Annotated in this window: 28 protein-coding genes and 1 pseudogene; 5 read left to right on the forward strand and 24 right to left on the reverse strand. The window is 72.7% G+C overall.

All coding sequences use genetic code 11. The features are described 5' to 3' along the window. Positions 1-33 precede the first annotated feature (33 nt). The 4 genes from H5V45_RS22585 to H5V45_RS05870 all read right to left on the reverse strand — a co-directional run bounded on the left by H5V45_RS22585 (position 34) and on the right by H5V45_RS05870 (position 4,987). Positions 34-1,260, reverse strand: a complete 1,227-nt coding sequence (locus tag H5V45_RS22585; RefSeq protein ID WP_185252067.1) for a peptidoglycan DD-metalloendopeptidase family protein — start codon at positions 1,258-1,260, stop codon at positions 34-36. A gap of 90 nt (positions 1,261-1,350) precedes the next feature. After that, on the reverse strand, positions 1,351-2,262 hold the full coding sequence (ftsX, locus tag H5V45_RS05860) for a permease-like cell division protein FtsX (protein WP_185252068.1): 912 nt from the start codon (positions 2,260-2,262) through the stop codon (positions 1,351-1,353). 57 nt (positions 2,263-2,319) lie between these two features. Further along, the gene (gene ftsE, locus H5V45_RS05865; protein WP_185252069.1) at positions 2,320-3,009 is read right to left on the reverse strand and encodes a cell division ATP-binding protein FtsE; all 690 of its coding nucleotides are present in this window, start codon (positions 3,007-3,009) and stop codon (positions 2,320-2,322) included. Between the two features lie 73 nt (positions 3,010-3,082). Beyond that, positions 3,083-4,987, reverse strand: a complete 1,905-nt coding sequence (locus H5V45_RS05870) for an alpha-amylase family protein (protein WP_185252070.1) — start codon at positions 4,985-4,987, stop codon at positions 3,083-3,085. Between the two features lie 42 nt (positions 4,988-5,029). On the opposite strand from H5V45_RS05870, the gene H5V45_RS05875 reads away from it, so the two are divergent. Then, positions 5,030-5,689: a hypothetical protein gene (locus H5V45_RS05875; RefSeq protein WP_185252071.1), complete on the forward strand. Its 660-nt coding sequence runs from the start codon at positions 5,030-5,032 to the stop codon at positions 5,687-5,689. Here H5V45_RS05875 and prfB read toward each other — a convergent pair. From prfB to H5V45_RS05920, 9 genes are all read right to left on the reverse strand, one after another. After that, positions 5,686-6,804, reverse strand: coding sequence for a peptide chain release factor 2 (gene prfB, locus H5V45_RS05880; RefSeq protein WP_185252072.1), 1,119 nt, complete (start codon positions 6,802-6,804; stop codon positions 5,686-5,688). The genes H5V45_RS05875 and prfB overlap by 4 nt on opposite strands. Before the next feature lie 93 nt (positions 6,805-6,897). Then, on the reverse strand, positions 6,898-7,701 hold the full coding sequence (locus H5V45_RS05885; RefSeq protein WP_185252073.1) for an NPCBM/NEW2 domain-containing protein: 804 nt from the start codon (positions 7,699-7,701) through the stop codon (positions 6,898-6,900). A gap of 86 nt (positions 7,702-7,787) precedes the next feature. Next, positions 7,788-8,231 carry a Tad domain-containing protein gene (locus tag H5V45_RS05890; protein WP_343061439.1) on the reverse strand — a complete coding sequence of 148 codons (444 nt, stop codon included), beginning with the start codon at positions 8,229-8,231 and terminating at the stop codon, positions 7,788-7,790. Then, complete coding sequence (locus H5V45_RS05895) at positions 8,218-8,673, reverse strand: hypothetical protein (protein WP_185252074.1); 456 nt, start codon at positions 8,671-8,673, stop codon at positions 8,218-8,220. Before H5V45_RS05895 ends, H5V45_RS05890 begins: the two co-directional genes overlap by 14 nt. After that, positions 8,670-9,068 carry a TadE/TadG family type IV pilus assembly protein gene (locus H5V45_RS05900; protein ID WP_185252075.1) on the reverse strand — a complete coding sequence of 133 codons (399 nt, stop codon included), beginning with the start codon at positions 9,066-9,068 and terminating at the stop codon, positions 8,670-8,672. Before H5V45_RS05900 ends, H5V45_RS05895 begins: the two co-directional genes overlap by 4 nt. 4 nt (positions 9,069-9,072) lie before the next feature. After that, the gene (locus H5V45_RS05905) at positions 9,073-9,270 is read right to left on the reverse strand and encodes a hypothetical protein (RefSeq protein ID WP_185252076.1); all 198 of its coding nucleotides are present in this window, start codon (positions 9,268-9,270) and stop codon (positions 9,073-9,075) included. A gap of 23 nt (positions 9,271-9,293) precedes the next feature. Next, positions 9,294-10,235: a type II secretion system F family protein gene (locus H5V45_RS05910; protein WP_185252077.1), complete on the reverse strand. Its 942-nt coding sequence runs from the start codon at positions 10,233-10,235 to the stop codon at positions 9,294-9,296. Beyond that, positions 10,232-11,086, reverse strand: a complete 855-nt coding sequence (locus H5V45_RS05915; protein ID WP_185252078.1) for a type II secretion system F family protein — start codon at positions 11,084-11,086, stop codon at positions 10,232-10,234. The genes H5V45_RS05910 and H5V45_RS05915 overlap by 4 nt, the downstream gene beginning before the upstream one ends. A 28-nt stretch (positions 11,087-11,114) precedes the next feature. After that, positions 11,115-12,368 carry a TadA family conjugal transfer-associated ATPase gene (locus H5V45_RS05920; protein WP_185252079.1) on the reverse strand — a complete coding sequence of 418 codons (1,254 nt, stop codon included), beginning with the start codon at positions 12,366-12,368 and terminating at the stop codon, positions 11,115-11,117. A gap of 255 nt (positions 12,369-12,623) precedes the next feature. Between H5V45_RS05920 and H5V45_RS05925 the strand changes: the two genes are divergently transcribed. Both H5V45_RS05925 and H5V45_RS05930 read left to right on the forward strand, forming a co-directional pair. Continuing rightward, positions 12,624-13,427: a hypothetical protein gene (locus tag H5V45_RS05925; RefSeq protein ID WP_185252080.1), complete on the forward strand. Its 804-nt coding sequence runs from the start codon at positions 12,624-12,626 to the stop codon at positions 13,425-13,427. Positions 13,428-13,485: 58 nt separating this feature from the next. After that, positions 13,486-13,905: a Crp/Fnr family transcriptional regulator gene (locus H5V45_RS05930; protein ID WP_185252081.1), complete on the forward strand. Its 420-nt coding sequence runs from the start codon at positions 13,486-13,488 to the stop codon at positions 13,903-13,905. Here H5V45_RS05930 and H5V45_RS05935 read toward each other — a convergent pair. The 8 genes and pseudogenes from H5V45_RS05935 to ligD (H5V45_RS05965) all read right to left on the reverse strand — a co-directional run bounded on the left by H5V45_RS05935 (position 13,902) and on the right by ligD (H5V45_RS05965) (position 20,636). Continuing rightward, positions 13,902-14,711, reverse strand: coding sequence for an HAD-IIA family hydrolase (locus H5V45_RS05935; protein WP_185252082.1), 810 nt, complete (start codon positions 14,709-14,711; stop codon positions 13,902-13,904). The two genes, H5V45_RS05930 and H5V45_RS05935, sit on opposite strands and share 4 nt — an antisense overlap. A gap of 17 nt (positions 14,712-14,728) precedes the next feature. Then, positions 14,729-15,961 carry a sensor histidine kinase gene (locus H5V45_RS05940; protein WP_185252083.1) on the reverse strand — a complete coding sequence of 411 codons (1,233 nt, stop codon included), beginning with the start codon at positions 15,959-15,961 and terminating at the stop codon, positions 14,729-14,731. Next, entirely contained in the window at positions 15,954-16,655 is a 702-nt protein-coding gene (locus H5V45_RS05945; RefSeq protein ID WP_246415869.1) for a response regulator transcription factor, read from the reverse strand. The genes H5V45_RS05940 and H5V45_RS05945 overlap by 8 nt, the downstream gene beginning before the upstream one ends. 269 nt (positions 16,656-16,924) lie before the next feature. Then, positions 16,925-17,236, reverse strand: a pseudogene (locus H5V45_RS22820) (S26 family signal peptidase); the annotation flags it as partial. Positions 17,237-17,453: 217 nt separating this feature from the next. Then, on the reverse strand, positions 17,454-17,972 hold the full coding sequence (locus H5V45_RS05950) for a COG1361 family protein (RefSeq protein ID WP_185252085.1): 519 nt from the start codon (positions 17,970-17,972) through the stop codon (positions 17,454-17,456). Positions 17,973-18,086: 114 nt separating this feature from the next. Next, positions 18,087-18,992, reverse strand: coding sequence for a non-homologous end-joining DNA ligase (ligD, locus tag H5V45_RS05955; RefSeq protein ID WP_185252086.1), 906 nt, complete (start codon positions 18,990-18,992; stop codon positions 18,087-18,089). A gap of 7 nt (positions 18,993-18,999) precedes the next feature. Continuing rightward, positions 19,000-19,722 carry a L,D-transpeptidase family protein gene (locus H5V45_RS05960; RefSeq protein WP_185252087.1) on the reverse strand — a complete coding sequence of 241 codons (723 nt, stop codon included), beginning with the start codon at positions 19,720-19,722 and terminating at the stop codon, positions 19,000-19,002. Continuing rightward, the gene (gene ligD / locus H5V45_RS05965) at positions 19,719-20,636 is read right to left on the reverse strand and encodes a non-homologous end-joining DNA ligase (protein WP_185252088.1); all 918 of its coding nucleotides are present in this window, start codon (positions 20,634-20,636) and stop codon (positions 19,719-19,721) included. The genes H5V45_RS05960 and ligD (H5V45_RS05965) overlap by 4 nt, the downstream gene beginning before the upstream one ends. A 43-nt stretch (positions 20,637-20,679) precedes the next feature. Between ligD (H5V45_RS05965) and ku the strand changes: the two genes are divergently transcribed. Next, positions 20,680-21,603 (forward strand): non-homologous end joining protein Ku, encoded by a 924-nt coding sequence (gene ku / locus H5V45_RS05970; protein WP_185252089.1) that lies wholly within the window; start codon positions 20,680-20,682, stop codon positions 21,601-21,603. Between the two features lie 16 nt (positions 21,604-21,619). On the opposite strand, the gene H5V45_RS05975 is transcribed toward ku, so the two are convergent. After that, positions 21,620-22,501: an alpha/beta fold hydrolase gene (locus H5V45_RS05975; RefSeq protein ID WP_185252090.1), complete on the reverse strand. Its 882-nt coding sequence runs from the start codon at positions 22,499-22,501 to the stop codon at positions 21,620-21,622. Between the two features lie 82 nt (positions 22,502-22,583). On the opposite strand from H5V45_RS05975, the gene H5V45_RS05980 reads away from it, so the two are divergent. Further along, on the forward strand, positions 22,584-23,357 hold the full coding sequence (locus tag H5V45_RS05980; RefSeq protein ID WP_185252091.1) for a VOC family protein: 774 nt from the start codon (positions 22,584-22,586) through the stop codon (positions 23,355-23,357). A gap of 3 nt (positions 23,358-23,360) precedes the next feature. Here H5V45_RS05980 and H5V45_RS05985 read toward each other — a convergent pair whose 3' ends face one another. Together H5V45_RS05985 and H5V45_RS05990 are read right to left on the reverse strand one after the other, a co-directional pair. Next, complete coding sequence (locus H5V45_RS05985) at positions 23,361-24,242, reverse strand: SDR family NAD(P)-dependent oxidoreductase (RefSeq protein WP_343061441.1); 882 nt, start codon at positions 24,240-24,242, stop codon at positions 23,361-23,363. Beyond that, entirely contained in the window at positions 24,239-25,639 is a 1,401-nt protein-coding gene (locus H5V45_RS05990) for an amidase (protein ID WP_185252092.1), read from the reverse strand. Before H5V45_RS05990 ends, H5V45_RS05985 begins: the two co-directional genes overlap by 4 nt. Positions 25,640-25,661: the final 22 nt, after the last annotated feature.

Consider the following 25,661-nt stretch of genomic DNA (forward strand, 5'->3'; position numbering starts at 1 on the left):
CCACCGGGCGAGACGGTCGCTGCGCGGCTCCGCTCAGAACCAGTTCATCGGGTCCACGGGCTTGCCGTTGACCATCACCGTGAAGTGCAGGTGGCAGCCGGTGGACCAGCCGGTGGTGCCGACGTACCCGACGACGTCGCCGCGGCCGACGCTCGCGCCCCGGCCGACGTTGTAGCGCGAGAGGTGGTTGTAGATGACCGTGACGTTCTTGCCGTTGACGGTGCCGACGTTGAGGTAGAGCCGGTTGCCCCAGACGGAGGAGTAGTACTCCGACATCACGGTGCCGCCGCCGACGGCGTAGAGCGGCTGGCCGCAGCCGGCGCCGAAGTCGGTGCCGTCGTGCAGGCCCCAGTAGTGGTAGATCGGGTGGATGCGGTAGCCGAACGGCGAGGTGACGGGGCCGGAGACCGGGCGGGCCAGGAAGCCACCGGTGTCACCGTGGTAGCCGCCGCGGGCGTTCCGGGCGGCCCGACGGGCCTGCGCCAGGATCCGCTGCTTGATCTGGTTCTCCTTGTGGCGCAGCCGCACCAGCGCGGCCCGGTCCTTGCGGCGGGCCTCGCGGGCGCCGGCGCGGGCGTCGCGGCGCTGATCGACGACGGCGACCACGGCCTCCTTGGCGGCGACGGCCTCCTCGCTGAGGTCCTTCATCGTGACCAAGTGGGCCGCGGCCTCCTGGCGCTGGACCTCGACGGCGTCCTTGGCGGTCTCGACCTGGTTCTCCCGGACCTGGAGCAGCACCTCGGCGGCGTGCAGGTCGTCGTACGCGCGAGTCTCGCGGCCGACGATGACGTTCTGCGCCTCCATCCGGCGCGACAGGTCGGCCGGGGTCTGCGCGTCGAGGAGCGAGGCGAAGGCCAGCAGCTGCGGGTCGCCCTCCTCGTAGATCGAGGTGACGGTGTCGGTGACCTGGAGGCGCTGGGTCTCGAGGTCGGCCTGGCCCTGGTCCAGGTCGGCCTGCGCCTGGGCGAGCCGGTCCTCGGCCTCGACGAGCTTCGCCTGCATCTCGTCGTCGCGGATCCGGGCGGCGTGGAGCTTGGCGCGCGCGTCCTGCAGCACGGCGCGGGCGTCCTGGAGCTGGGCGCGGGCCGCGTCGAGCGCGGCCGTCGCGCGCCGCAGCCGGCCGCTGGACTCGTCGAGGTCGTGGGACTTCGACTTGATCTGGCCCTGGACCTGGTGCTGCCTGTGCTTGAGGTGGTCTTCTGCGTTCGCGAGCGGGGCCAGGACGCCGACGGAGAGTGCGCAGGCCGCAGTGGCCGCCACCAGTCGAGGGCGTGTGGCGCTGGGGAAGTAGCGCACCGGTCTGCCTTCAGTGTTCGGGGAAGTGAACGGCTCGACCGTAACCCGTGCGGGTCAGACTTTGAGGTATTTGCGGGTCAGCACGAGTGTCGGCAGCAGCGTGAGGATCGGACCGAGGATCGCGATGGCGATCACGGCGACGCCGTACTCCGGCAGACCGACCCACGGGATGAAGTTCAGCCGGCCCTCGATGCGCTGGTGCACGCCGAAGTACATGAAGGCCCCGAGGCCTCCGGCGGCGAGCGCGACGCCGATCAGCGCGGTGACCAGTGCCTCCAGGAGGAACGGCAGCGCGATGTAGAGCGTGGAGGCGCCGACCAGGCGCATGATGCCGATCTCGCGGCGGCGGGCGAACGCCGCCAGCCGGATCGTGTTGCCCACCAGGAGCAGCGCGGCGAAGACGAGGAACGCCGCCGTGCCGAGCGCTCCCCACTGCAGGGCCTTGATCGAGCCGTAGATCGGCTTGAGCACCTCGTGGAGGTCCTGGATCCGGGAGACGCCGTTGAGCCCGACGAGGGCGCTCTTGATGCCGTCGTACTGCTCGGGGTTCTTCAGCGTGATCCACACCGACTCGGGCATGTCGTCGGCGGTGGCGGCCGGGTTGGGGCCGTCGAACTTCTCCGGCCCGAGCAGGGTCTTGACCTTCTCGAAGGCCTGCTCCTTGGTCTCGGTGTAGTAGCCCTGGACCTCGGGGTTGTCCTCGACGACCTTGGCGATCGCCGCCTTCTGCGCGTCGGTGACCTCACCGGTGCAGGACGGGTTGTCGTCGTTGGCCTTGCAGAGGAAGGCGGTGATCTGGAGCTCGCTGCCCCACTGCTGGGCGGCCTTGTCGGCCTGCTGGTTGAGCAGCACGCCCAGCCCGACGAGCGTCAGGGAGACGAACAGGGTCAGGATCACCGCGATGTGCATCGACAGGTTGCGGCGCAGCCCTTGGCCGAGCTCGGAGAAGACGTAACGCAACTGCATGGGGGAAAGGCTCTCTTCGGGGTCGGGGACCGTTCCGGTGGGTCAGGAGGGTGCAGGTCAGTGCTGGAAGCCGTAGACGCCCTGCGCCTGGTCGCGGATCACGCGGCCCTCGTCGAGCTCGATGACGCGCTTGCGCATCTGGTCGACGATCCCGGCGTCGTGGGTCGCCATGACCACGGTGGTGCCGGTGCGGTTGATCCGGTCGAGCAGCTTCATGATGCCCACGGACGTCGTGGGGTCGAGGTTGCCGGTGGGCTCGTCGCAGATCAGGATCTGCGGCCGGTTGACGAACGCGCGGGCGATCGCGACGCGCTGCTGCTCGCCGCCCGACAGCTCGTCGGGCATCCGGTCGCCCTTGCCCTCGAGACCGACCAGCTCGAGCGTCTCGGGGACGACGGAGGCGATCTCGGAGCGCGACTTGCCGATGACCTGCAGCGCGAACGCGACGTTCTCGCTGACGGTCTTGTTGGGGAGGAGCCGGAAGTCCTGGAAGACCGTGCCGATGGAGCGCCGCAGCCGCGGCACCTTCCACGCGGCCAGCCGGTTGATCTCCTTGCCGGCGACGTAGACGCGGCCGGAGGTGGCGCGGTACTCCCGCAGCACCAGGCGGAGGAACGTGGACTTGCCGGACCCCGAGGTCCCGACGAGGAAGACGAACTCGCCCTTGTCCACGTCGACCGAGACCTGGTCGAGGGCAGGGGCCGCCTGGCCGGGGTAGGTCTTGGAGACCTTTTCGAAGCGAATCACCGGATCGAGGGTAGTCGAGTCACCTGAGAGCCACCGGGACCCCGCGTGGAGCGCCCCGCCAGGGTGTCGTGACTCACCCCGGTGCGTCGACCACCCACCACGCGGCGTACGCCGGCAGCCAGACGACCCCGTCGGAGCCGGCGGTCACCGGGTGACCCCCGAGGGCATCGTGCGGAGCGGTGAGCCCCGCCTCGGCGAGCCGGTGCAGCGGGAACGGGCGCGGCTCGCCGGTCACGTTGTACAGCCCCACCATCGGCCCGCTGGCGTGGGCGCGGACCGTGGCGAGGACGCCGGGGTCGGTGTCGAGCAGCACCCGGCTGGGCGCCGACGCGTGCAGCTGCGGCAGCCCGGCCCGGACCCGGGCGAGGTGGGCGAGCCCGGTGAAGACCTTGCCGGGGACGGTCCGCAGGTCGTGGCGCTCCGCGGCCCGGGCCTCGTCGAGCCGGGGCCGGTGCGCCCAGCGGTTGTCGTCGCCGTGGCCGGGCTCGTCGGCCCAGTCGGGGTCGTTGGGCTGGCCGAGCTCGTCGCCGCTCCAGACGACCGGCACGCCGCCCCAGCCGGCGACGATCGCATGCGCCAGGAACAGCCGGGCCAGGCCGCCGGTCCGGTCGGTGTCCAGGCCGACCAGCGCGGCCGCCGTCCCGCTGATCCGCCGGTCGCCCGTCTCGGGGTTGGCCTGGAAGACGAGGCCGTCGGCCCACGAGCCGGGGAACTCGCCGGCGTACCAGTCGGCCAGGAAGCGCCGGTGGTCGTGGCCGTTCAGCCCGACCGCCGCGGCGTCGCCGTCGTCGATGGCCCAGCCGATGTCGTCGTGGCAGCGCACGTAGGCGATCCAGGTGCCGGTGCTGGGCGCCGCGGGCAGCGACGCGAGGGCGTGCCGGGCCAGGACGGTGTCCCGGGTGGCCAGCATCGACCAGACCTGCACCATCAGGCTGTTGTGGTAGGCGAGGTCGCTCACTCGGCCGGCGTGGTGGCCGGTGCCGAGGTACTGCACCAGGTCGCGCGGCCCGACGATCGCCTCGGCCTTGAACACCAGCGCCGGCGCGGCGAGCCGGGCCACGCTGCGCAGCACCTGGGTGATCGCGTGCACCTCGGGCTGGTTCTGGCAGCTGGTGCCGAGCCGCTTCCAGAGGAACGCGATGGCGTCCAGCCGCAGCACCTCCACCCCGACGTTCGCCAGCGCCAGGATGATGTCGGCGAACTCCAGCAGGACCTCGGGGTTGCCCCAGTTGAGGTCCCACTGCCAGGAGTTGAAGGTCGTCCAGACCCACGCGCCGAGCTCCTCGTCGAAGGTGAAGCTGCCGGGCGCGAAGTCCGGGAACACCTCCGGCAGGGTCTGCTCGAAGGCGTCGGGCAGGGTGCGGTCCTCGTGGACGTGGAAGTAGTCGCGGTACGCCGGGTCGCCGGCGCGCGCCTTGACCGCCCACTCGTGCTCGCGGGCGACGTGGTTGAGCACGAGGTCGACGACCAGGCTGATCCCCCGGCCCCGCAGCGTGGTCGCGAGGTCGCGGAGGTCGTCCATGGTGCCGAGGTCCGGCCGCACCGAGCGGTAGTCCTGCACGGCGTAGCCGCCGTCGTTGTCGCCCTCGCGGGGCTGCAGCAGCGGCATCAGGTGGAGGTAGGTGACCCCGAGCTCCTCGAGGTAGTCCAGCCGCTCCCCCAGCCCGGCCAGGTCGTCGCCGAACCGCTCGGTGTAGCAGGCGTAGCCGAACATCCCGGGCTGCTGCAGCCAGTCGGGCGCGAGCAGCCGCCGCTGGTCCAGCCGGTGCAGGTCGGCCGGGCGGTCGGCGTACGCCGTGGCCGCGAGCGTGACCAGGCTCCGCGCGACCCGCTCGGGGTGCGGGTAGACGCCGGCCAGGCCGTCGAGGAGGTCGTCCCACCAGCGGTCCAGGCGCAGCGCGAAGGCCTCGCGGCGGTCGTCGCCGAGCCCGGCGAGCACGGCAGCGGCGGCGGCATGGACGTCATCGGGGGTAGCCATCGGGTGTCATTCAAGCGCACCGGGGGTCGTATGTTGAGGCCCATGTCCGACGTACGGCGCCCCGCGCTCGCCACCGCGCTGACGGCACTCCTGCTGCTCGGCGCGACGGCCTGCACCGACGACGCCCCGAAGGCCCCGGCCGCCGCCCCGTCCGACCCGGCGACGCCGCTGGAGGACCTCGACACCGGGAGCCTGGTGATCGTGCGCGACGCCTTCTGCGACCGGGTCTCGCCGGCCGAGGTGGAGGCGGTCCTCGGTGCCGAGGTCGACACGTCCACGTCGTACGACAACGGCCAGCCGGCGCAGCTCAGCGACCGCGTCAAGGACGTCGCTCACGAGTTCGGCTGCACGTGGACGGCCACCGACGGCACGGTCGGGCGCGCCTGGGTCTTCGCTCCCCCGGTGACGCCTGCCCGGGCGCGACTGCTCGTGAAGGCGGCCCCGGACGAGGCCGGGGACGGGTGCACCCGGGCCGGGGACGCGGCGGACTTCGGTGCTCCGTCCGTGGCCGTCGTCTGCGACGGGCCGAAGCGGCACGAGGCGTCCTTCCACGGCCTCTTCGGCGACGCCTGGCTGTCCTGCTCGCTCACCCTGCCCGCGGACGGGGCCGGCGCCGGGTCCACCGACCGCCAGGCCCTCCTCGACCGCACCGGCACGTGGTGCGTCGACGTCGCGCAGGCGGCCGCCGCCGGCTCCGGCTAGTTGTTCTCGGCCTGGTCGGCACCGCGGCGCCAGCGGATGCCGGCCTCCAGGAAGCCGTCGAGGTCGCCGTCGAAGACCGCGGTCGGGTTCCCGACCTCGAAGCCGGTCCGCAGGTCCTTGACCACCTGGTAGGGGTTGAGGACGTAGTTGCGCATCTGGTCGCCCCAGCTGGCCTGGACGTCGCCGCGCAGGCCGTCGAGGTGGGCCTTCTCCTCGGCCTTCTTGAGCGCCAGCAGCTTGGCCTTGAGCACCACCATGGCGCTGGCCTTGTTCTGCAGCTGGGACTTCTCGTTCTGGCAGGAGACGACCGTGCCGGTCGGGATGTGCGTGAGCCGCACCGCGGAGTCGGTCGTGTTGACCGACTGGCCGCCGGGGCCGCCGGAGCGGTAGACGTCGACGCGGATCTCCTCGTCGGGCACGTCGATCTCGTCGGTCTGCTCGAGCACGGGCACGACCTCGACCGCGGCGAAGCTGGTCTGGCGGCGGCCCTGGTTGTCGAAGGGGCTGATCCGCACGAGGCGGTGGGTGCCGGCCTCGACGCTGAGCGTGCCGTAGGCGTACGGCGCGTGGATGGCGAAGGTGGCCGACTTCAGGCCGGCCTCCTCGGCGTACGACGTCTCGTAGACCTCGACGGGGTACTTGTGCTGCTCGGCCCAGCGGACGTACATCCGCATCAGGGTCTCGGCGAAGTCCGCGGCGTCGACACCGCCGGCGCCGGCGCGGATCGAGACGAGCGCCTCGCGGGCGTCGTACTCGCCGTTGAGCAGGGTGCGGACCTCGAGCACCTCGACCGACTTCTTGATCCGGGCGAGCTCGCGGTCGGCGTCGGCGAGCGCCTCAGCGTCGCCCTCCTCCTGGCCGAGCTCGACCATGATCTCGAGGTCCTCGATGCGGCCGGTCAGCGAGTCGAAGCGGTCGACCTCGCCCTGGAGGGCGGAGAGCCGGCCGGTGACGCGGGTCGCGTTGTCCTGGTCGTCCCAGAGGTCGGGCGCGGCGACCTGCTCGCCGAGGTCGGCGATCTCACGGCGCATCTCAGCGATGTCGAGCACCTGCTCGATGGTGAACATCGTCGCCTGGAGCGTCTTGATCTGCTGGTCGTAATCAGGTCCTGCCACGAGAGTCGAGACTACCGGCACCCCCCGCCGCGACCGAAACCGATTGCTTCCCCCATGGGTCGGTCGCAGCGAGGGGTGACGAGCGGGGGCAGCTCAGAAGCTGCAGAGGACCTCGGGCGAGCCGACCGCCGGGCGGGCCTGGGCGTCACCGAGGGCGGTGTACTGGAACGCGAGGCGGAAGACGCCGTGGATGTCGGTGGTCTTCTTCTGCGACTCCAGCAGCGCGAAGGTGCCGGTGTAGAGCTCGGTCCCGTCGCCGACCACGTCGATCTTCGCCGAGGCGTCGGTGTCGGCGTCGTCGGACATGCCGTAGGTCGCCTTGAGCGTGATGCACTCGCGCGCGAGGTTGAAGTCGATGAAGCCCGTCGGGTCCTGGGCACTGTAGTAGCCGCCCTCGAACGACTTGGGGAACTCGACGGTGGCGATGCTCAGCGTCCGCTGCTTGTACATGAACGACTGGTCCCGCACGGACAGGTCGAAGAGCTTGTGCCACTTGTAGATCGTCACGGCGACCGCCTTGCTGACGCCCTTGCGGTGCTGGCCGCTCGCGGCCTTGACGACGCGGTACTTCCGCTCGAGCATCGTGCTCGGCTTGTCCGAGACCTCGTAGCGGCCCTTCTTGTTCAGCGTCGCGGTGCCGGTGGGCTTCCAGCCCTGGTCGCCGATCTTCTGCTGCAGGACGACCGTCTGGCCGGCGGCCTTGGGCGAGACCTGGCCCTTGAAGGTGATCTTCTTGCCGGACACCAGCTCGGTCGTGCTGGGCTTGATCGTGACGTCGTACGCCGTCGCGCGGTGCGCGGGCGCGGCGGTGGCCGTCGTGACGGCGGTCGTGGTGAGCACGCCGGCCGTCAGGGCGACGGTCGCGGCGGCCGAGAGCAGGCGGTGGGTGGTGCGCATGGTGAGTCCCCTTGGTCGAACGGGTGGGTGCTGGTGAAAGGTCCGATACCGGGGAGCACGGAAAGGTTCGCGGGTGTTTCTGCCCGTCAGTCCGCGGTGGCGACGACGGCCGACCCGGTCGCGCCGATCGAGGCCCGCTCGGGTGAGCCGGGGACGGTGAGCGGCAGGTCGAGCGGCGCCCGGACCCGGACGGTGACGCTGTCGACTGTGGGATCGAGGGCGACGGTGTAGGCGAGACCGGGGTACTTCCGGTAGGCGCCGATGTCGACCAGGTAGGCGTGCACGGAGGCCCGGGCCGCGGCCGCGGTGAGCTCGAGCCGGTCGTCCGGAACGCCCTCGGTGTAGGTCTCCTCCCCCGTCGCGCCGAGGTCCGCGCCGCGCAGGGCGGCGCCGTCGGCGATGGTGTCGAGCCCGGAGCGCTGGAGGTACGCCGCGGACGCGTCCACCACGAGCGCCACGGCCATCGCGAGCACGATCGCGAAGCCGATGATCATCACCGTGGCCTGACCCCGCTCGTCAGGGCGCCGCACGGGAGGTCTCCTGGAACTGGCCGATCGGCACCGTGTGCGTCGCGTCCAGCGCGAAGCTCGGCGCCTGTCCGCCGAGCGCGCTCGGCATCATCGGCAGGTCCACGCGGGAGCGGACGACGACCGTGATGACCGACGTGCCGCTGTGGCAGTCGTGGGGGTACGGCGTGCAGCTGACGCGCACGTCGAGCGGGGCGTCCTCCAGCCCCTGGTCGGCCAGCGCCTGCCGCGCCGCGACCTCGGCCCGCGCGCGGCCGACCGCGTCGCTCGGCGCCAGCGCGTAGGCCCGTCCCGCCGCCCGGGCCGCGGCGCTCACCCCGAACGCCCCGCGCTGCACCTCGAAGACCGACAGCACGATCCAGAGCATCGGCACCAGCAGCAGGATGCCGAGCCACACGAGCTCGACCAGGGCGCTGCCGTGCTCGTCGCGGACCCGCCGCCTCACGGCTGGTCCTCCGGGGTCTCCTCGATCGCCCGGCCGGACACGTGGAGCTCGACCGCCGGGCCGCCGAGCCCCAGCGCGGGGACCCGGGCGTGCACGGTCACCTCGATCGCCGGCGCCCCGTCGACGAGCACCCGGCGTACGTCCACGTCCTGCGCGAAGCGCCCGGACACGGCGCCCTGGATCTGGCTGCGGGTGCGGGCCGCGCCGTCCTCGGGCCCGCGGTCGACGGTGGCGGCGTACCGCGCCCCCTCCGACGCGGCCGCCGCGAGCGTGTTGCGGACGAGCAGCACCAGCCCCACCTGGAGGATCCCGAGGAAGAGCGGCACGAGGACGGCCAGCACCAGCACGAAGTCCACGACCGCGGACCCGCGCGCGGTGCGGCGCCGGCGCTGCATGGGGCTAGTCGTGGACCGAGTCGAGCGCGTCGCGCAGCATCGAGGTGAGCTGCCCCTTGGCGACGCCCCAGATGACCATCACGAGACCGGCCGTCATCACCGTGATCAGCACCCAGCCGGGCACGTCGCCGCGCTCGTCCCGCCGCCGGGGCGCGACGAGCGCCAGGTGCACACGCGTGATCGCGAGGAGGAGGTTGTCCATCGTCATTCCGTTCTTCCGAGGGGTCAGGGAGTGGTCAGGTGGAGGCCCACGACGCCGGGCCAGAACGCGAAGAGCACGGTGATCGGCAGCACCAGGAAGACGACGGGGACCATCATCAGGACCTCCTTGCGGGCGGCGATCTCGATCAGCTCGCGCCGGCCCGCCTCGCGCACGTCCGCGGCCTGCGCGTGCAGCACCTCGGCCAGCGGGGTCCCGCGCTCGACGGCCACCGCGATGCCCTGGGCGAACCGCGCGACCAGCGGGAGCCCCGTGGCCGCGGCCATCCGGTCGAAGGCGGCGCCCACGGGCTCGCCGGTGCGGACCACGGCCAGCACCCGGGCGAGGTCGGAGGAGAGCGCGCCACCGCTGCGGCGTACGACGCGGTCGAGCGCGCCGACCGGGCTCTCCCCCGCCGCGACCGCGAGGGCCAGCAGCTCGGCGACGGTCGGGAACTCGGCGAGGATCCGGCGCTCGCGGGTCTTCACCTGGTTGGACAGGTGGGTGTCGCGCGCGAGCACGCCGGCGACGAACGCGATGACGCACACCACCAGCGACGACAGGGCGCTGCCGGGGTCGTCCAGGGCCTTGACCAGGGAGTACGCCGCGGCCGCGGCGAACGCCACCAGCCCCCACAGCACCTGCTCGACGCGGAACTCGTGGACGGTCCGGTCGAGGTCCGCGCGCTCGAGCCGACGGCGTACGGACGTGGCGCCGCCCAGCACCCGCTCCACCGTGTCTGCGGCCGAGCGCAGCACCGGGCCGAAGACCCCGGCCGCCGCCGACGTCGGCGAGGACGAGGCCACCCGGAGCGCCGGGGTGCGGCCCACCTGCGGCAGGTCGCGGACGTAGGGCAGGACCCGGACCGCCAGCTGGGGCCGGTGGATGACGCGCAGCCTGCTGAGGACCAGCGCCAGGCCGGTCCCCGCGACCGCGCCGAGCACGGCACCCCACCACGCCAGCGTCATGACAGGATCCGCCGCTCGGTGGGCAACCGCCCGATCCGCATCATCAGGCGGTAGGACACGACGCACGCGGCGGCACCGAAGGCCAGCACGAGGACGCCGCCGGGCGAGGCGTAGCGGTGGATGACCTCGGACTGGAACGACATGAACAGCAGCACCAGCCACGGCGCCGCGACCGCGAGCCGCGCGCCGTTGACCGTCCAGGCCTGGCGGGACTCCATCTCCGAGCGGGTCCGGGCCTCGTCGCGCAGGTAGCCCGACAGGTTGCGCAGCAGCCGCCCGAGCTCGCCGCCACCCACCTCGCGGGCGATCCGGAGCCCCTCGACGACCCGGTCACCGACCGGGTCGGCCAGGCGGTCCTTGAGCCGGTCGAGGCACTCGCCGAAGCGGCCGGTCACCTGGTAGTCGAGCGCGAACTCGTCGAACGCCTCGCGCAGCGGCTCGGGCCCGCGGGTGCCGAGCCCGGCGAGGGCCTCCGGGAGCGAGAGGCCGGCACGGACAGCGGAGGACAGGTTGTCGACGGCCTCGGGCCAGACCTCGGCGAACTCCCGCTGCCGTCGGCGCGCCCGACCTGCCACGACCGCCACCGGCAGCCACGCGCCCATCGCCCCGAAGGCGACGGCGACCGGCGGCGTGCGGGAGACGACCTGCACCACCAGGGCGGCGGCCACGCCGAGGACGGCGCAGAGCAGCACGAAGCCGGTCGTGGACACCTGCCCGAGCCCGGCGCGGGCGAGCAGCCGGTCCACCCGGCCCGCGGTCGGGGACGGGTCCCGCGGCCGGCGCGGCAGGAAGAACGCCGACCAGATCAGCAGCAGGCCGATGCCGGCCCCGAGACCGACCAGCGCGCCCATCAGTCGACCCCCCTCACGACGACGGCCCTCACGACGACTCCGTCAGGATCCGGTGCACGTCGATCCCGACCCGCTCGTAGAGCTCGGGGCGCGGGGGCATGCCGTTCGCCCGGCGCAGCTCACCGCCGCCGCGGACGAAGATCGGCTCGGTCTCGATGATGTCGTTCTCGACGCGACCGGGCACCCCGACGACCTCGTTCACCCGGCGTACGCCGTGCTGGTCGATGCCCAGGTGCACGACCAGGTCCACCGACGACGCGACCGTCGGGACCACGAAGCGGGCCGAGATGTTCTCGCCCGCGAGCAGCGGCAGGGTGCACATCTTCACCAGCGCCTCGCGCGCGCTGTTCGCGTGGATCGTGCACATGCCCGGCAGCCCCGCGTTGAGCGCGAGCAGCAGGTCGAGGCACTCCTCGGCGCGCACCTCCCCCACGATGATCCGGCTGGGCCGCATCCGCAGCGACTCCTTCACCAGGTCCCGCAGCCGGATCTCGCCGGTGCCCTCGAGCCCGGACTGGCGGGTCTGGAGCGGGACCCAGTCCGGGTGCGGGAAACGCAGCTCGAAGACCTCCTCGGCGGAGATCACCCGCTCCCCGCCCGGGATCGCGGCGGCCAGGCAGTTCAGCATCGTGGTCTTGCCGGCCTGGGTGCCGCCGGCGACCAGGATGTTGAGGCCGGCGCGGATCGAGGCCTCGAGGAACGCCGCCGCCTGCGGGGTCAGCGAGCCCAGCTCCACCAGGTCGTGCAGCCGGGCGGCGCGCAGGACGAACTTGCGGATGTTGACGGCCGAGAAGCCCCGGCTGATCCCTTCGAGCACGACGTGCAGCCGGTGCCCCTCGGGCAGCATCGCGTCCACGAACGGCTGGCTGATGTCGATGCGGCGGCCGCTGGACTTGAGCATCCGCTCGACCAGCTCCTGGACCTGGGCGGTGCTGAGCATCAGGTTCGTCAGCTCGTGACGGCCGTGGCGGGCGATGAAGACCCGGCTGGGGTCGTTGATCCAGATCTCCTCGACGCTCGGGTCGTCGAGGAACGCCTGCAGCGGCCCGAACCCCGACACCCGCGCCACCAGCTCGCCGACCACGGAGTCGATGTCGGGCACCGGCGCGACGATCCCGGTCAGGCTGCGCTCGTCGTGGTCGCGGACCACGCCCTCCGCGATCCGGCGCACCAGCCCCGCGTCCCGCTGCGGGTCGACGCCCTCGCGACGCACGAGCTCGCGCACGTGCTGGTCGAGCTGCTCGACCAGCTGCGCGTGCGCGTCCGCCTGCTTCACCGCCATGAGGACCCCCGTCCGAGTGAGGCTGCGTCCGAACCTAGACGCCCCGACGCCTACCCGACAGGGGTCGCGGCGAATCTGTGGACAAGGCAAAGAAATCCGGGTCGACCTCGACGAAGGAGGATCTCCGGCACCAGGTGCCGGAGATCCACCCTTGATCGGCACCGCGCGGGGCACCTACGCTCGGCGGCGTCGCGACCCCGGCGGGAGAAGCCTGCGCGGGATGACACGTCGACTTCTCACCGAGAGGACGACGCCATGTCGCCTGACCTGCACCCCACGCTCACCCGGCTCGACGACCTCGCCCGCAGCCTCGCCGAGGACCCCGGCGTGCTCGCCGTGCTGGGCCTCGGCTCGGCCGGGCAGGAGACCGACCGGTTCGACGAGCACTCCGACATCGACTTCTTCGTCGTCGTGGACAGCGCCGCGACCAAGGCGCGCTACGTCGCGACGACGGACTGGCTGTCCGGCTTCGGCGGCACGCCGGCGTACACCTTCCGCAACGACCCCAACGGCCGCAAGGCGCTGATGGCCGACGGCCTCTTCCTGGAGTACGCCGTGTTCACCGAGCCCGAGCTGAGCGGGATCCCGTTCGCCGGTGCGCGCGTGGTGTGGAGCCGCGCCCCGCTCGCGTTGACCTCCCACCCGGGTGAGGCGGCTGGCGCCTTCGACACGGTCGACTTCCACCTCGGCGAGGCGCTCACCAACCTCTTCGTGGGCCTGCACCGCGAGCTGCGCGGGGAGCGGCTGACCGCGCTGCGCTTCATCCAGATGTACGCCGTCGACCACGTGCTCGCGCTGGTCCGCCTGACCGCACCGGAGCGGCTGAGCCAGCCCGACGTCTTCGAGGGCACCCGCCGGGTCGAGCGGGCGCGCCTCGACGAGCCCCTCCCCCTCGACAGGATGTGCCCCGGCTACGGGCGCAGCACGGAGGCCGCCGCGGCGGTCCTGGGGTGGCTCGAGGCCCACCACGACCCGGACCCGGTCATCGCGGGCGCCGTCCGGGCGCTGCTGGACGGCCGAACGACCGATTTCCGGCCCGGGCCCGACCGCCGGGGCTAGGCTGCCGTCACCCGGGCCACAGGGGTGGCCCGGCACCGTCTGCGCACCAGGAGTCCGCATGAGCAGCACGTCCCACAGCCCCGAGGAGATGCTCGGCCAGGTGGACCTCTTCTCGGGTCTGTCCAAGCGGCAGCTCAAGAAGATCGTCGACGCCGGCCGCACGGTCGAGCACGCCGCCGACCGCGAGGTCGCGACCGAGGGCCTGGGCGCCCTCGCCTTCCACCTGATCCTCAGCGGCGCCGCGAAGGTGTCGTCCAAGGGCACCGAGCTGCGCACGCTCGCGGCGGGTGACTACTTCGGCGAGATGAGCATGATCGACGGCAAGCCGCGCTCGGCGACGGTCACCGCGACCGAGCCGATGACGACGCTGGCCGTGCCGCACGAGAAGTTCGAGTCGCTGGTCGAGCACGAGCCGCAGGTCGCGCTCGGGCTGCTCAAGGTGCTCAGCACCCGCGTGCGCGAGGCCGAGGCCCGCTAGCCAGTCGGCTCGGCGCTGACCTCGGCCCCCACGAGGTCGACCAGGTCGGCGATCGAGTCGACCACCCGCGTCGGGCGGTAGGGGAACAGCTCCACCTGGTGCGGCTGCGTCGAGCCCGTCGTCACCAGCACGGTCCGCAGCCCCGCCTCGAGGCCGCTGATGATGTCGGTGTCCATCCGGTCGCCGATCATCACGGTCGTCTCGGAGTGCGCGTCGAGGCGGTTCAGCGCGCTGCGCATCATGAGCGGGTTCGGCTTGCCGATGAAGTACGGCGTGCGCCCGGTCGCCGTGCTGATCAGCGCCGCCACGGAGCCGGTCGCCGGCAGCGTGCCGTTGACGCTGGGCCCGCTCACGTCCGGGTTGGTCGCGATGAAGCGCGCGCCGCCCTCGATCAGCCGGATCGCCCGGGTGATCGCCTCGAACGAGTAGGTCCGGGTCTCCCCCAGCACCACGTAGTCCGGGTCGCGGTCGGTCATCACGTAGCCGATGTCGTGCAGCGCGGTGGTCAGCCCCGCCTCGCCCACGACGTACGCCGTCCCGTGGGGGCGCTGGTCGGCGAGGAACTGCGCGGTGGCCAGCGCGGAGGTCCAGATGGCGCTCTCCGGGACGTCGATGCCGCTGCCGAGCAGCCGGGCCCGCAGGTCGCGCGGGGTGTAGATCGAGTTGTTGGTCAGGACCAGGAACGACAGGCCCGACGACTTCAGCTTCTCGATGAACTCCTGCGCCCCGGGGATCGGGACCTCCTCGTGCACGAGGACGCCGTCCATGTCGGTCAGCCAGGTCTCCACGGGGCGCGGGTTCGTCATGCCCCCATTGTGGCGGGTCAGCGGCGCGGGAGCAGCACCTCGAGGCCGCGGGCGGGGTCGTCGCCGGAGATCCGGCCCCCGAGCGCCTCGACGACGGTGCGGGCCTGGTCGAGGCGGGGCTCGAGCTCCACGGCGGTGCCGGGGCCGGCGCCGCGCGACTTGCCGGCGGGCCGGCCGTCGGCGGAGACCTTGACCCGCAGGTGGCCGCCGTCCTGGCCCTGGAAGACGATCCGGACGGCGCCGGTGCCGCGGCGCACGACCTCGGCGAGGACCAGGTCCAGCACGTGCTCGACGGGGCCGGGCGTGTAGGTCAGCGTCAGGTCGCCCTCGGCGGAGGCGGTGAGGACCCGGTCGCGGGCCGAGAGCCGGTCGGCCCAGCGCTGGGCCAGCTGGGTGGCCAGCTCGACCAGCGGCATCTCGGCGCCCTCGACCAGGCTGCCGCTGCGCGAGAGCTGCACGAGCTCGCCGGCGACGGCGTTCATCTCGTCGACGCTGCCCATGCCCCGGCGGGCGCCGAGCTTGGCGTCCTCGGGGATGTCGTCGCGCAGGGTCAGGTCCTCGAGCTCGAGGCGCAGGCCGGTCAGCGGGCTGCGCAGCATGTGGGAGGCCTGCTCGGCGAAGTCGCGCTCGCGCCGCAGCCGGTCCTCGAGCTGGCCGGCGCTGGTGGCGAGCGCCTGGGACAGCGCCCGCGCCTCCGGGATCCGGCTGCGCGGCAGGTCGAGGTCGAAGCGCCCGCGGCCCAGCGCGGCCGCCGCCACCGCGAGCTGGCGGAACGGCGCCGACAGGGCGCGCGAGATGAGGAAGCCGATGAGCCCCGCGACGATGGCGATCAGCAGGAACAGCACGACCAGCGAGCCCACGTCGCGCGTGAGGATGTCCTTCACGACCTCCGGGGACTGGCTGACGGTCACCGTGCCGCCGTACACCTCCGACGTCGCGGAGAGGTCCTCGGACGGGTCGTCGGTGCCGTCGTACGACGACCCGCGCACGACCGTGGAGGTGGAGCCCTCCGGGGCGTACTCCAGGCGGCTGTCGCCGCCGACCAGGCTGGCGAGGAACGCCTCGTCGATGCTGCCGCCGGAGCGCTGGCGGTCCGCGACGATCTCCTGGATGAGCACGACCTCCTGGTGGACGTGCGCGCTCTCGCGCTCGCGGATCAGGTCGCGCAGGGTGTACGACCGCACGACACCGGCCGCCAGCAGCAGCAGGACCGTCAGCAGGATGAAGGAGAAGGTGAGCCGCTCACGCATCCGGGGGGCCGCCTTCGAGGCGGAACCCCACGCCTCGAACGGCCACGACGCGCTCGGTGACACCTTGGCTCTCGAGCTTCTGGCGCAACCGACCGATCGTGACGTCGAGCGTCTTGGTCGAGCCGTACCAGTTCTCGTCCCACACGTCGGCCATCAGCCGGCCGCGGGAGACGACCTTGTCCCGGTTGGCGGCGAGGATGTTCAGCACCTCGAACTCCTTGCCGGTCAGCGGGACCTCGTCCTCGCCGGCGTAGACACGCCGGGCCGCGACGTCGATCCGCAGGCCACCGTGGCCGTTGGCGTTCGACGTCGTGGTGGTCCCAGGACCGGTGGTACGGCGCAACAGGGCGCGGACCCGCGCCTGGAGCTCGGCCAGCCCGAAGGGCTTGGCCAGGTAGTCGTCGGCTCCGTAGTCGAGCCCGACGACGCGGTCGAGCTCGCCGGCCCGCGCGGTGACGATCATGATCGCCCCCGAGAAGCCGGCCTCGCGGGCTCGCTTGCAGACCTCGAGCCCGTCGAAGTCAGGGAGCCCGAGATCGAGGATGACGACGTCCGCTGGCTCGGCCGAGAGGCTGTCGAGGGCCTTCTGGCCGTTGTCGACCCAGTGGACGGAGTACCCCTCGCGCTCCAGCGTCCGGACGAGGGGGAACGCGATGTCCTCCTCGTCCTCGACCACCAGAACTCGTTGCGCCATGGCACGCAGCATAGGGCCAGCAGCCCACCGGCCCGCGTGAATACGGACAAGGTGGTGTCGGGGCGCCGACGACGGTGGTGCAGGTGGCGCAGCAGGAACGGCCCGCCCAGCACCAGCAGGGACAGCGCGAGCACCGCCGCCCACACCGGCGGGTCCCCCGCGCCGACGTAGAGGTGGCCGACGTAGGGCACCGAGGCGACCACCTTGGACTGGGTCGGCTCGTCGAGGCGGAGCTGCCAGTCGTCGGGGACGATCTCGGCGTCGCCCTGGGTGCGCACGAGGTCGCCGTCGACGGCGACGATGCGGTGGGTGACCGGGCCGGTGACGCCGGACGAGGCCGGCGGGTCGTAGGTGATGACGTCCCCCACGCGCAGCGAGCTGACCGGGACCCGGCGCTCGAGGAGCAGGGTGCCCCGGCCGAGGCTCGGTGCCATGGAGTCGCCGGTGACGACGTACCGGTCGAGGCCGAGGCTGATCGGGAGCAGGGCGAGCAGCGTCACCGGTGCGCACACCAGGATGCCGACCAGCAGGCGGCTCCACATCGAGGGGGCCGGCTGGTACGGAGAAGTGACGATCTCCATCTCTAGCCTCAGTTTTCCGAGAGGGTGGGGCGGGTCGGGGACACGAGGGTGCCCGTCCGGTGTTCCCCCCCAGGACACCGAACGGGCCGAACCCCCGTGGTGAACGACGTGCAGGCATTCCCTCCCCGGACGCCTGACCGTCGCTCTTCCCCATGCAGTCCCGTGGCCCGCATCCCCCCCAGGTGCGCGGATCACGGGAATTCCGTGTGTCGTCTCCTCAGCTGCCGTCGCTCGCGGTGTAGCCCGGCGCCGTCTCCCAGGCGTACGACGCCGTGGCCGGCGTCCCCTGGTTGGCGAACGGGGCGTCGTCGGGGAGCGACACCGTGAACAGGAACGTGCTCGACCCACCGGGTGCGAGGTTGCCCATGTCCTGCGCGAAGTCGCTCATGCCGGCGAACGGACCGTCGTACACCGGCTTGCCGTCCTTCTCGATGGCGAGGTGGAGCTCGCCGTCCGCGAAGGTCGATGGTTCCCCTGTCTCCTGGAACGACAGCCGCGAGGACGTCCCACCCGAGTTGCGGATGGTGACGCTCCTCGTCTCCGACTCACCCGGCTTGATGTGGGTGATCGTGAGGGTCGCTCCGTGCTCGTCGTCGGCGGAGAGCCGGATGCCTCCGGCGCCCTCCCCCGAGCTCGTCCAGGGAATGCCGAGCGCCATGACCATCCCGCCGGCACCGAGCAGCGTCCCCAACGGGAGGATCACCTTTCGGCCGATCGCAGCGGTCACCGGGTTCATCGCACTGTCCTGTCTGAGCGTTCCGACAGCCTCACGGTAGGACTCGCGCTGCCACGCCGGATCCACACGGCGTGCACGGGAGCCCCACTGTTTGGTAACAGGGCAGCGGGTCGCTCAGGCGAAGAGGTCGCCGTGCTCCTCGACCCGGTCGAGCACCTCGTCGAAGCGGAACTGCTCGAGGCCGAGCGGGTCCTCGGCGCCCGCCTCGACCTCCGCCCAGGTGACCGGCGTGGCGACGTACGGCCGCTCGCGCCCGCGCAGGGAGTACGGCGAGATCGTGGTCTTCGAGCCGGCGTTCTGCGACCAGTCGAGGAACACCTTGCCGGAGCGCTTGGCCTTGGTCATCGTGGCCGTGACGTCCTTCGGGTGGGCCTGCTGGAGGGCCTCCGCGACCTCCTTGGCCAGGGCAGTCGAGTCGTCGGACGGCATCCGGCCGGGCAGGTCGGCGTAGAGGTGCAGCCCCTTGCTGCCGCTGGTGACCGGCTTGGTCTCGAGGTCGCGCGCGTGCAGCGCCTCGCGGACCAGCAGCGCCACCTGGCAGCACTCGTGCAGGCCGGCCGGGTCGCCTGGGTCGAGGTCGATCACGAGGCGGTCGGCGTTGCGGGGCCGGCCGTTGCGCCCGACCGTCCACTGGTGCACGTGCAGCTCCAGCGCGGCCAGGTTGACCAGCCAGGTGAGCGTCGCGAGGTCGTCGACGATCGGGAAGACCAGGGTGTCGCCGTTCCTCGACGGTCCGCGGGAGCCGGTCGTCGGGACCTTCGCGGTCCGCACCCACGACGGGGTGCCGGCCGGGGCGTTCTTCTCGAAGAAGCTCTTGTCCTGCACGCCGTGCGGCCAGCGGATCCGGGTCACCGCCCGGTCCTTCAGGTGGGGCAGCAGCACCGGCGCGATCCGGGCGTAGTAGTTGAGCACCTCACCCTTGGTCGTGCCGGTCGCCGGGAACAGCACCTTGCCGAGGTTGCTGATCTTGAGGGTGCGCCCCTCGACGTCGACGTGCAGCTCCTCGCCGGTCGGGCTCACGACGCGGTCACCGGCCGATCGCGATCACGGGGACGCGGTCGGCGTCCAGACGGCCGAGCAGCCGGCGCAGGAACCAGCGCGGCGCGCTGACGCAGCCGGCGGTGGCCCCGCGCCCGTTGACGTGCAGGAAGATCGCGCCGCCGCGGTGCCGCACCTGGGTGTGGTTGAAGCTCGTCGTGACGGCGTACTCGTACTGCTGCGGGTAGTCGCGCAGGTGCTCCGAGGCGTTCGGGTCGCTCGCCGGCAGCCGCCAGCGGAAGCCGCCCTGGCGGCGGCTGCGCCACTCGTTGTAGTGGTCGGAGGCGTTGTCGAGCACCCAGTAGTCGTCCCGGCCGATCCGGCGGTACGACGTCTCCCAGCCGTCCCGGCGGGCGTGCGTGCCGAACGCCCACGGCAGGCGGTGGGTGCCGAGCGGCGTCTTCCCCGACCCCTGGACCCGCTCGGTCGGGGCGACCAGGCCGGCGTAGCCGATCCTGCCGTCCACCGCCCGGAAGCGGGCCACCCACTCCCCGTGGCTGAGCGCCCAGAACGTGACCCGGGCGTGGTGGCCGCGGGTGTGGTTGACCGTCACGACCTGCGTCGTGCGCGGCTTGAGCCGCACCGTCACGCCGTCCAGGCGGACCAGCTCGGTGGTCGCGGCGGCGGCGGGGGCAGGGGCCGCGACCGAGGCCGGCAGCGGACCGGTGACCAGGGCCGTCGCGAGCAGCAGGAGCGGGAGCAGGCGCTTCACAGGAGGTCCTCGGGGCTGAGGTCGGGGCGGACCCCACGGTACGACGGCTGGCGGAGGCGCTGCTGCGAGGACAGGCCGAGCGACTCGACGTCGACGACCAGGACGGGGTCGACCCAGTGCGTGCCGAGCGCGTCGAGCCGGGGCACCTCGTCGACGAACGGGCTGGCCCCGCGCGCCAGCGGCCCCAGCGCCTCGAGCAGGACCGGCCCGACCTTGCCGGCGATGCCGCTGCCGACCCGGCCGCGGTAGACGAGCCCCTCCGGTGTCGGCTCCCCCACCAGCAGCGCCCCCAGGCGGTGCGCGCTGCCGGTCTCGGGTCGCCAGCCGCCGACCACCCACGAGGTCCGGGCCCGGTGCGGGAACTTCAGCCAGTGCTTGCTGCGGGCGCCGGGCTCGTAGCGCGAGGACAGCCGCTTGCTGACGATCCCCTCGAGCCCCTGCTGGCGGGTCGCCTCGAAGAGCATCGGCCCGTCGTCGTACGTCGGCGGCGTCTGCCAGCGGTCGTCCTGGAGGTCCAGCCCAAGAAGCACCTCACGGCGCTCGGCGAGCGTGAGCCGGGTCAGGTCGCGGTCGCCGGCGCGGAGCACGTCGAAGACCAGCAGCGTGACCGGGTTGGTCCGCGCCAGCGCGGCCGCCCGGGTCGCGCTGCGCACGTGCATCCGGTCCGCCAGCGCGCCGAACGTCGGCAGCCCGTCGGCGAAGGCGACCACCTCGCCGTCGAGCAGCAGCCGCTCCCCCGGGATCCCCTGGAGCTCGGGGAAGCTGACGGTCACGTCGTTCTCGTTGCGCGAGAAGAGCCGGGCGACGCCGCCGTCCGCCTCGACCAGCACCCGCATGCCGTCCCACTTCACCTCGTGGGACCACTCGCTCCCGGCCGGGACGTGGGTGCCCTTGGTGGCCAGCATCGGACGCATGCGGACCATCCTCCCTCGTCGCGACCCGTGCCACACTGGCACCATGCGTGCGATCTGGAAGGGTGCCGTCTCCTTCGGGCTGGTGAGCGTCCCCGTGAAGCTCTACTCCGCCACGGAGTCCCACGACGTGTCCTTCCGGCAGGTGCACGCGAAGGACGGCGGGCGGATCAAGTACCAACGCGTCTGCTCGATCGACGGCGAGGAGGTCGCGTTCGCCGACATCGCCAAGGGCTACGAGACCGAGGACGGCGAGATGGTGATCCTCACCGACGACGACATGGCCGAGCTGCCGTCGACGTCGTCGCGGGAGATCGCGGTCGAGAAGTTCGTCCCCAGCAACCAGATCGACCCGATGCTGTTCGAGAAGTCGTACTACCTCGAGCCCGAGAAGACCGGCGCCAAGCCCTACGCCCTGCTGCGCCAGGCCCTCCTCGACGCCGACCGGATGGCGGTCGTCACCGTCGCCCTGCGCCAGCGCACCTCGGTGGCCGTGCTCCGCGTCCGCGACGACGTGATCGTGCTGCAGACGATGATGTGGCCCGACGAGATCCGCACGCCGGACTTCTCCGTCGAGGTCGACGAGGTCAAGCCCGCCGAGGTCAAGATGGCCAACATGCTGGTCGAGACGCTGGCCGGCGACTTCGACGCCTCCGAGTTCGAGGACGACTACGCCGGCGCGGTCGAGACCCTGGTCAAGACCAAGATCGAGGGCGGCGAGGTCAAGCGCACGCCCACCTCGACCAAGTCGTCGGGCGAGGTCGTCGACCTGCTCGCGGCGCTGCAGCGCTCGGTCGACGCCGCCAAGACCGCCCGGGGCGAGGACGCGCCGTCGGCCGAGGACGAGAAGCCGGCGAAGAAGTCGGGCGCGAAGAAGGCTCCGGCCAAGAAGGCCGCCGCCAAGAAGGCTCCGGCCAAGAAGGCGACGAAGTCGACCACGAAGAAGGCCGCCGCCAAGAAGGCCAGCTGAGCGTCGTCCGACGTGCTCAGAGGCCGCTGAGGTCGCGGAGCTCGGCGAGCATCTCGTCGAGCCGGCTGATCAGCGACAGGTGACCCTCGTCGTCGAAGAGGTGCACCCGCGCCCCGGGGATCCGGGCGGCCAGCCACTGGCCGTGCGCGAACGGCACCATCTTGTCGTGGGCGCCCTGCCACACCGCGACCGGCACGGTGATCGCGGCGACGTCGAAGCCCCACGGCCGCATGATCTGGAGGTTGTCCTCCAGGAGCCCCACCGCCCCCTGGGCCATCGCGTGCCGGAAGTCGGCCGCGAGGTGGTCGGCGAACGCACCCGTGAGCGCGGCGGCGTCGACCTCGTCCACGAGCTCGCCGAAGGCGGCCACGATCTGCTCGCCGGTCACGGCACCGAACTCGGCCGCCTGCTCCTCGACGACCGGCCGCAGCGCCTCACGGCCCCGCGCGGCGAGGTCGAAGTCGCGCACGTTCTCCGGGCCCATGCCGGCGGTGAAGTCGAGGTCGTCGGCGTCGGCCGGTGCCACCCCGGCGAGGCTCAGCGCCGCGAGGCAGCGCCCGGGCAGCAGCGCCGCACAGCCCAGGGCGCGCGGGCCGCCGCCGGACCAGCCGAGCGTCACGAACCGGTCGATCCCCAGCGCGTCCAGCAGCTCGACGCTGTCGGCGACGTCGGCCGCGACGGGCACCGGGTCGCCGACCGGGCGCGGGGTGGAGGCGCCGTACCCGGGCCGCGAGAAGGTCACCAGCCGCAGCCCGACCCGCTCGGCGGCCGCCCACATCGCGTCGTCCCGCACGGCTGCGCTCGGGGTGCCCGCGTGGTAGAGGTAGGGGATCCCGTCCTCCGCCCCGCCGGTGAGGTACTCGAGCGTGCGTCCGTCGGCGAGCGTCAGGTGGGCCACGAGCCGATGCTCGCACAGCGATGAGTTCCCGTCGGCCCCGGAGTCGACTCCCTGACGACGTACGACGACCCCAGGAGATGACATGTCCCGCACCCCGGTCACCGGAGAGCCCTGCTACATCGAGCTGTTCACCCCCGACACCGACGCCGCCGCGGCGTTCTACGGCCCGCTGTTCGGCTGGACCGCCGGCGAGGGCAGCCCGGAGTTCGGCGGCTACCGGATGTTCCTCAAGGACGATGTCCCGATCGCCGGGCTGATGGCGAACGACGGGACGTCCGGCAGCCCCAGCATGTGGTCGGTCTACCTGTCGACGGACGACATCGAGCGGACGCTGGCGCGGACCACGCAGGCCGGCGGCACCGTCCTGCACGGCCCGATGCAGATCGCCGACCTCGGCTCGATGGCGATGCTCGTCGACCCGGCCGGCGCCGTCGTCGGCGCCTGGCAGGCCGAGACCTTCGCCGGGACCGGCCTGATCGCGGAGCCGGGTGCGCCGGGGTGGTTCGAGACGCTCAGCACGGACTACGCCGCCTCCGTCGGGTTCTACACCGACGTCTTCGGCTGGGACGTGACGACGATGAGCGACAGCGACGAGTTCCGGTACTGCACGCTCGGCAAGGACGACGACGCGCGCGCCGGGATCATGGACGCCGCCGGCTTCCTCGGGGACCAGCCGTCGCGCTGGCAGCCCTACCTGATGGTCGAGGGCACCGACGCGGCCGTCGCGCAGGCCGTCGAGCTCGGCGGGAGCGTCGACACGGCGCCCCAGGAGACGCCGTACGGCCGGCTGGCCGTGCTCGTCGACCCGGCCGGCGTCGCCTTCTCGGTCATGGGGCCGAGCGCCGAGGCCGCCTGAGGCTCAGCGCTCGCCGCGGGCCGCGGCGGAGTCGGGGAAGGCCCGGTCGAAGCGCCAGAACAGCGCGTCGCTCAGGCGGGGCGCCACCAGGTTGAGCACCTCGCCGACCCGGCCGGGCCAGCCGCCCACGGTCACCGGACGGTCCTCGAGGGCGCGCACCACGCGGGCGGCGGCGTGCTCCGTGGTCTCGCCCCGGCCGGCGTAGGCCTCGGTCGGCGCCGACATCGCGGTCCGCACCAGGGAGAAGCGCATGTTGGTGAAGGTCACGTTGTCGCCGTACGCCTCCCGCGAGGCGATCCGCGACCACGTGTCGAGCGCGGTCTTGGAGGCGATGTACGCGGAGAACTTCGGGGCCTTCATCTGCACGCCCCACGTCACGATGTTGACCACGTGGCCGAAGCGCTGGGCACGCATCGCCGGCAGCAGCCCCATCGTGAGGCGGACCGGGGCGAAGTAGTTGATCGCCATCGTGCGCTCGAAGTCGTGGAAGCGCCCGTGGGTCAGGTGCAGGGAGCGCCGGATCGAGCGGCCGGCGTTGTTGACGAGGAGGTCGACGGTGCCGTGGTCGGCGAGCACGCGCTCGACGAGGACGTCGACGGCCTCGAGGTCCGTCAGGTCGCAGGGGTACGCCGTCGCGCGGCCGCCGTCGGCGACGATCTCGGCCCGCAGCTCCTCGAGGGCCTCGGCGCGGCGTGCCACGAGCAGGACGTGCGCACCTCGGGCCGCGACCGCGCGGGCGGTCGCCTCGCCGATGCCGGAGGAGGCGCCGGTGACCAGCACCGTGCGGCCGGCCAGCGGGCTCGTGGGGTCGTGGGTCAGCCGGCGCCGCAGCCGCTGCGCCCGGGCGCGCGGGGTCTGGAGCAGCAGGGTCCTGCGGCGGGTCACGCGTCGTCGCCGGCGAGCAGCGGCCAGGGCCGCGCCTTCTCGACCTGGGCGGCCAGGCTGAACAGCGTCGCCTCGTCGTCAGTGCGTCCGACCAGCTGCACCGAGGTGGGCAGTCCGTCGGGGCCGGTGCCGCAGGGCACCGCGGCGGCCGGGTTGCCGGCGACGTTCCACAGGGCGGCGTAGGCGATCGCGGGCATCGCCCGCAGCGAGGCCAGCACCGTCCCGGCGCCGTCGAGCTGCCCGACCGGCGGGGGCCGGTGGGCGATGGTCGGGGTGAGGAGCACGTCGACGTCCTGGAAGACCAGGTTGGCCTTGGCGGAGATCTTCTCGGTCTCCTTGAGCGCCCACCGGACCACCCCGGGGCGGACCCACGAGCCGAGCCGGTAGGTCTCGCGGGTGCGTCGCTCGAGGCGCTCGAAGTGCTCGACCTGGTCGGCCTCGGTGCGGATCCCGGCGAAGAACTGCGGCACGAACGCGGCCGTCGGGTCGGGGTAGCGCGGGTCCACCTCGACCACGTCGTGGCCCAGCTCGGTCAGCAGCCGGACGGTGTCCTCGAGGACCTGCACGTGCAGCGGGTCGGGTTTCACGCCGAGCGTGACCGGCTTCGTGGTCCAGCCGATCCGCAGCCGCCCGGGCTCGCGCTGCGCGGCCTCGGTGAACGACTCGGTCCCACCCGCGCGGTAGAGGTCGGTGTCCAGGTTGCCGCGGATGGCGTCGTACACGACCGCGCTGTCGAGGACGGTCCGGGTGAGCGGGCCCGCGGTGCCGAGCGCCCACCACAGGTGCGGCTCCGGCGAGGTCGTCACCCGGCCGCGCTGCGGCTTGAGGCCGAAGAGGCCGCAGCAGGCGCTGGGGATCCGGATCGAGCCGCCGCCGTCGCCGCCGATCGCGACCGGGACCAGGCCGGCGGACACGGCCGAGGCGGTGCCGCCGCTGGAGCCGCCGGGCGTCCGCGCGTGGTCCCACGGGTTGCGGGTGAGGCCGCGCGACGCCGACTCGGTGTAGGGGAACGCCCCGAACTCCGGCATCGTGGTCTTGCCGACGATGACGGCGCCGGCGGCGCGCAGCCGGCGCACCAGCTCGGCGTCGGCCGCCACCGGGGTGGAGTTGGCCTCCCCGCCGTACGTCGTGACCGTGCCGGCGACGTCGATCTCCTCCTTGACCGCGATCGGCACGCCGTGGAGCGGCCCGGGCGCCGCTCCCCCGGCGAGCTGGTCGTCGCGCGCGGAGGCCTCGGCCCGCGCCTCGTCGGCCAGCACCCGCGAGAAGGCGTTGAGCCGCGGGTCGGCGTCGGCGATGCGTCCCAGGGCCTCCTCGACGACCAGCCGGGCGGTCAGGTCGCGCTGGGTGGTCAGGCGGACGGTCTCGGTGACGCCGAGGCGGGAGAGGTCGGTCACGGCCGCAGACTAGTGGCCGGGC

Source organism: Nocardioides luti (genome assembly GCF_014212315.1).
Lineage (GTDB): Bacteria > Actinomycetota > Actinomycetes > Propionibacteriales > Nocardioidaceae > Nocardioides > Nocardioides luti.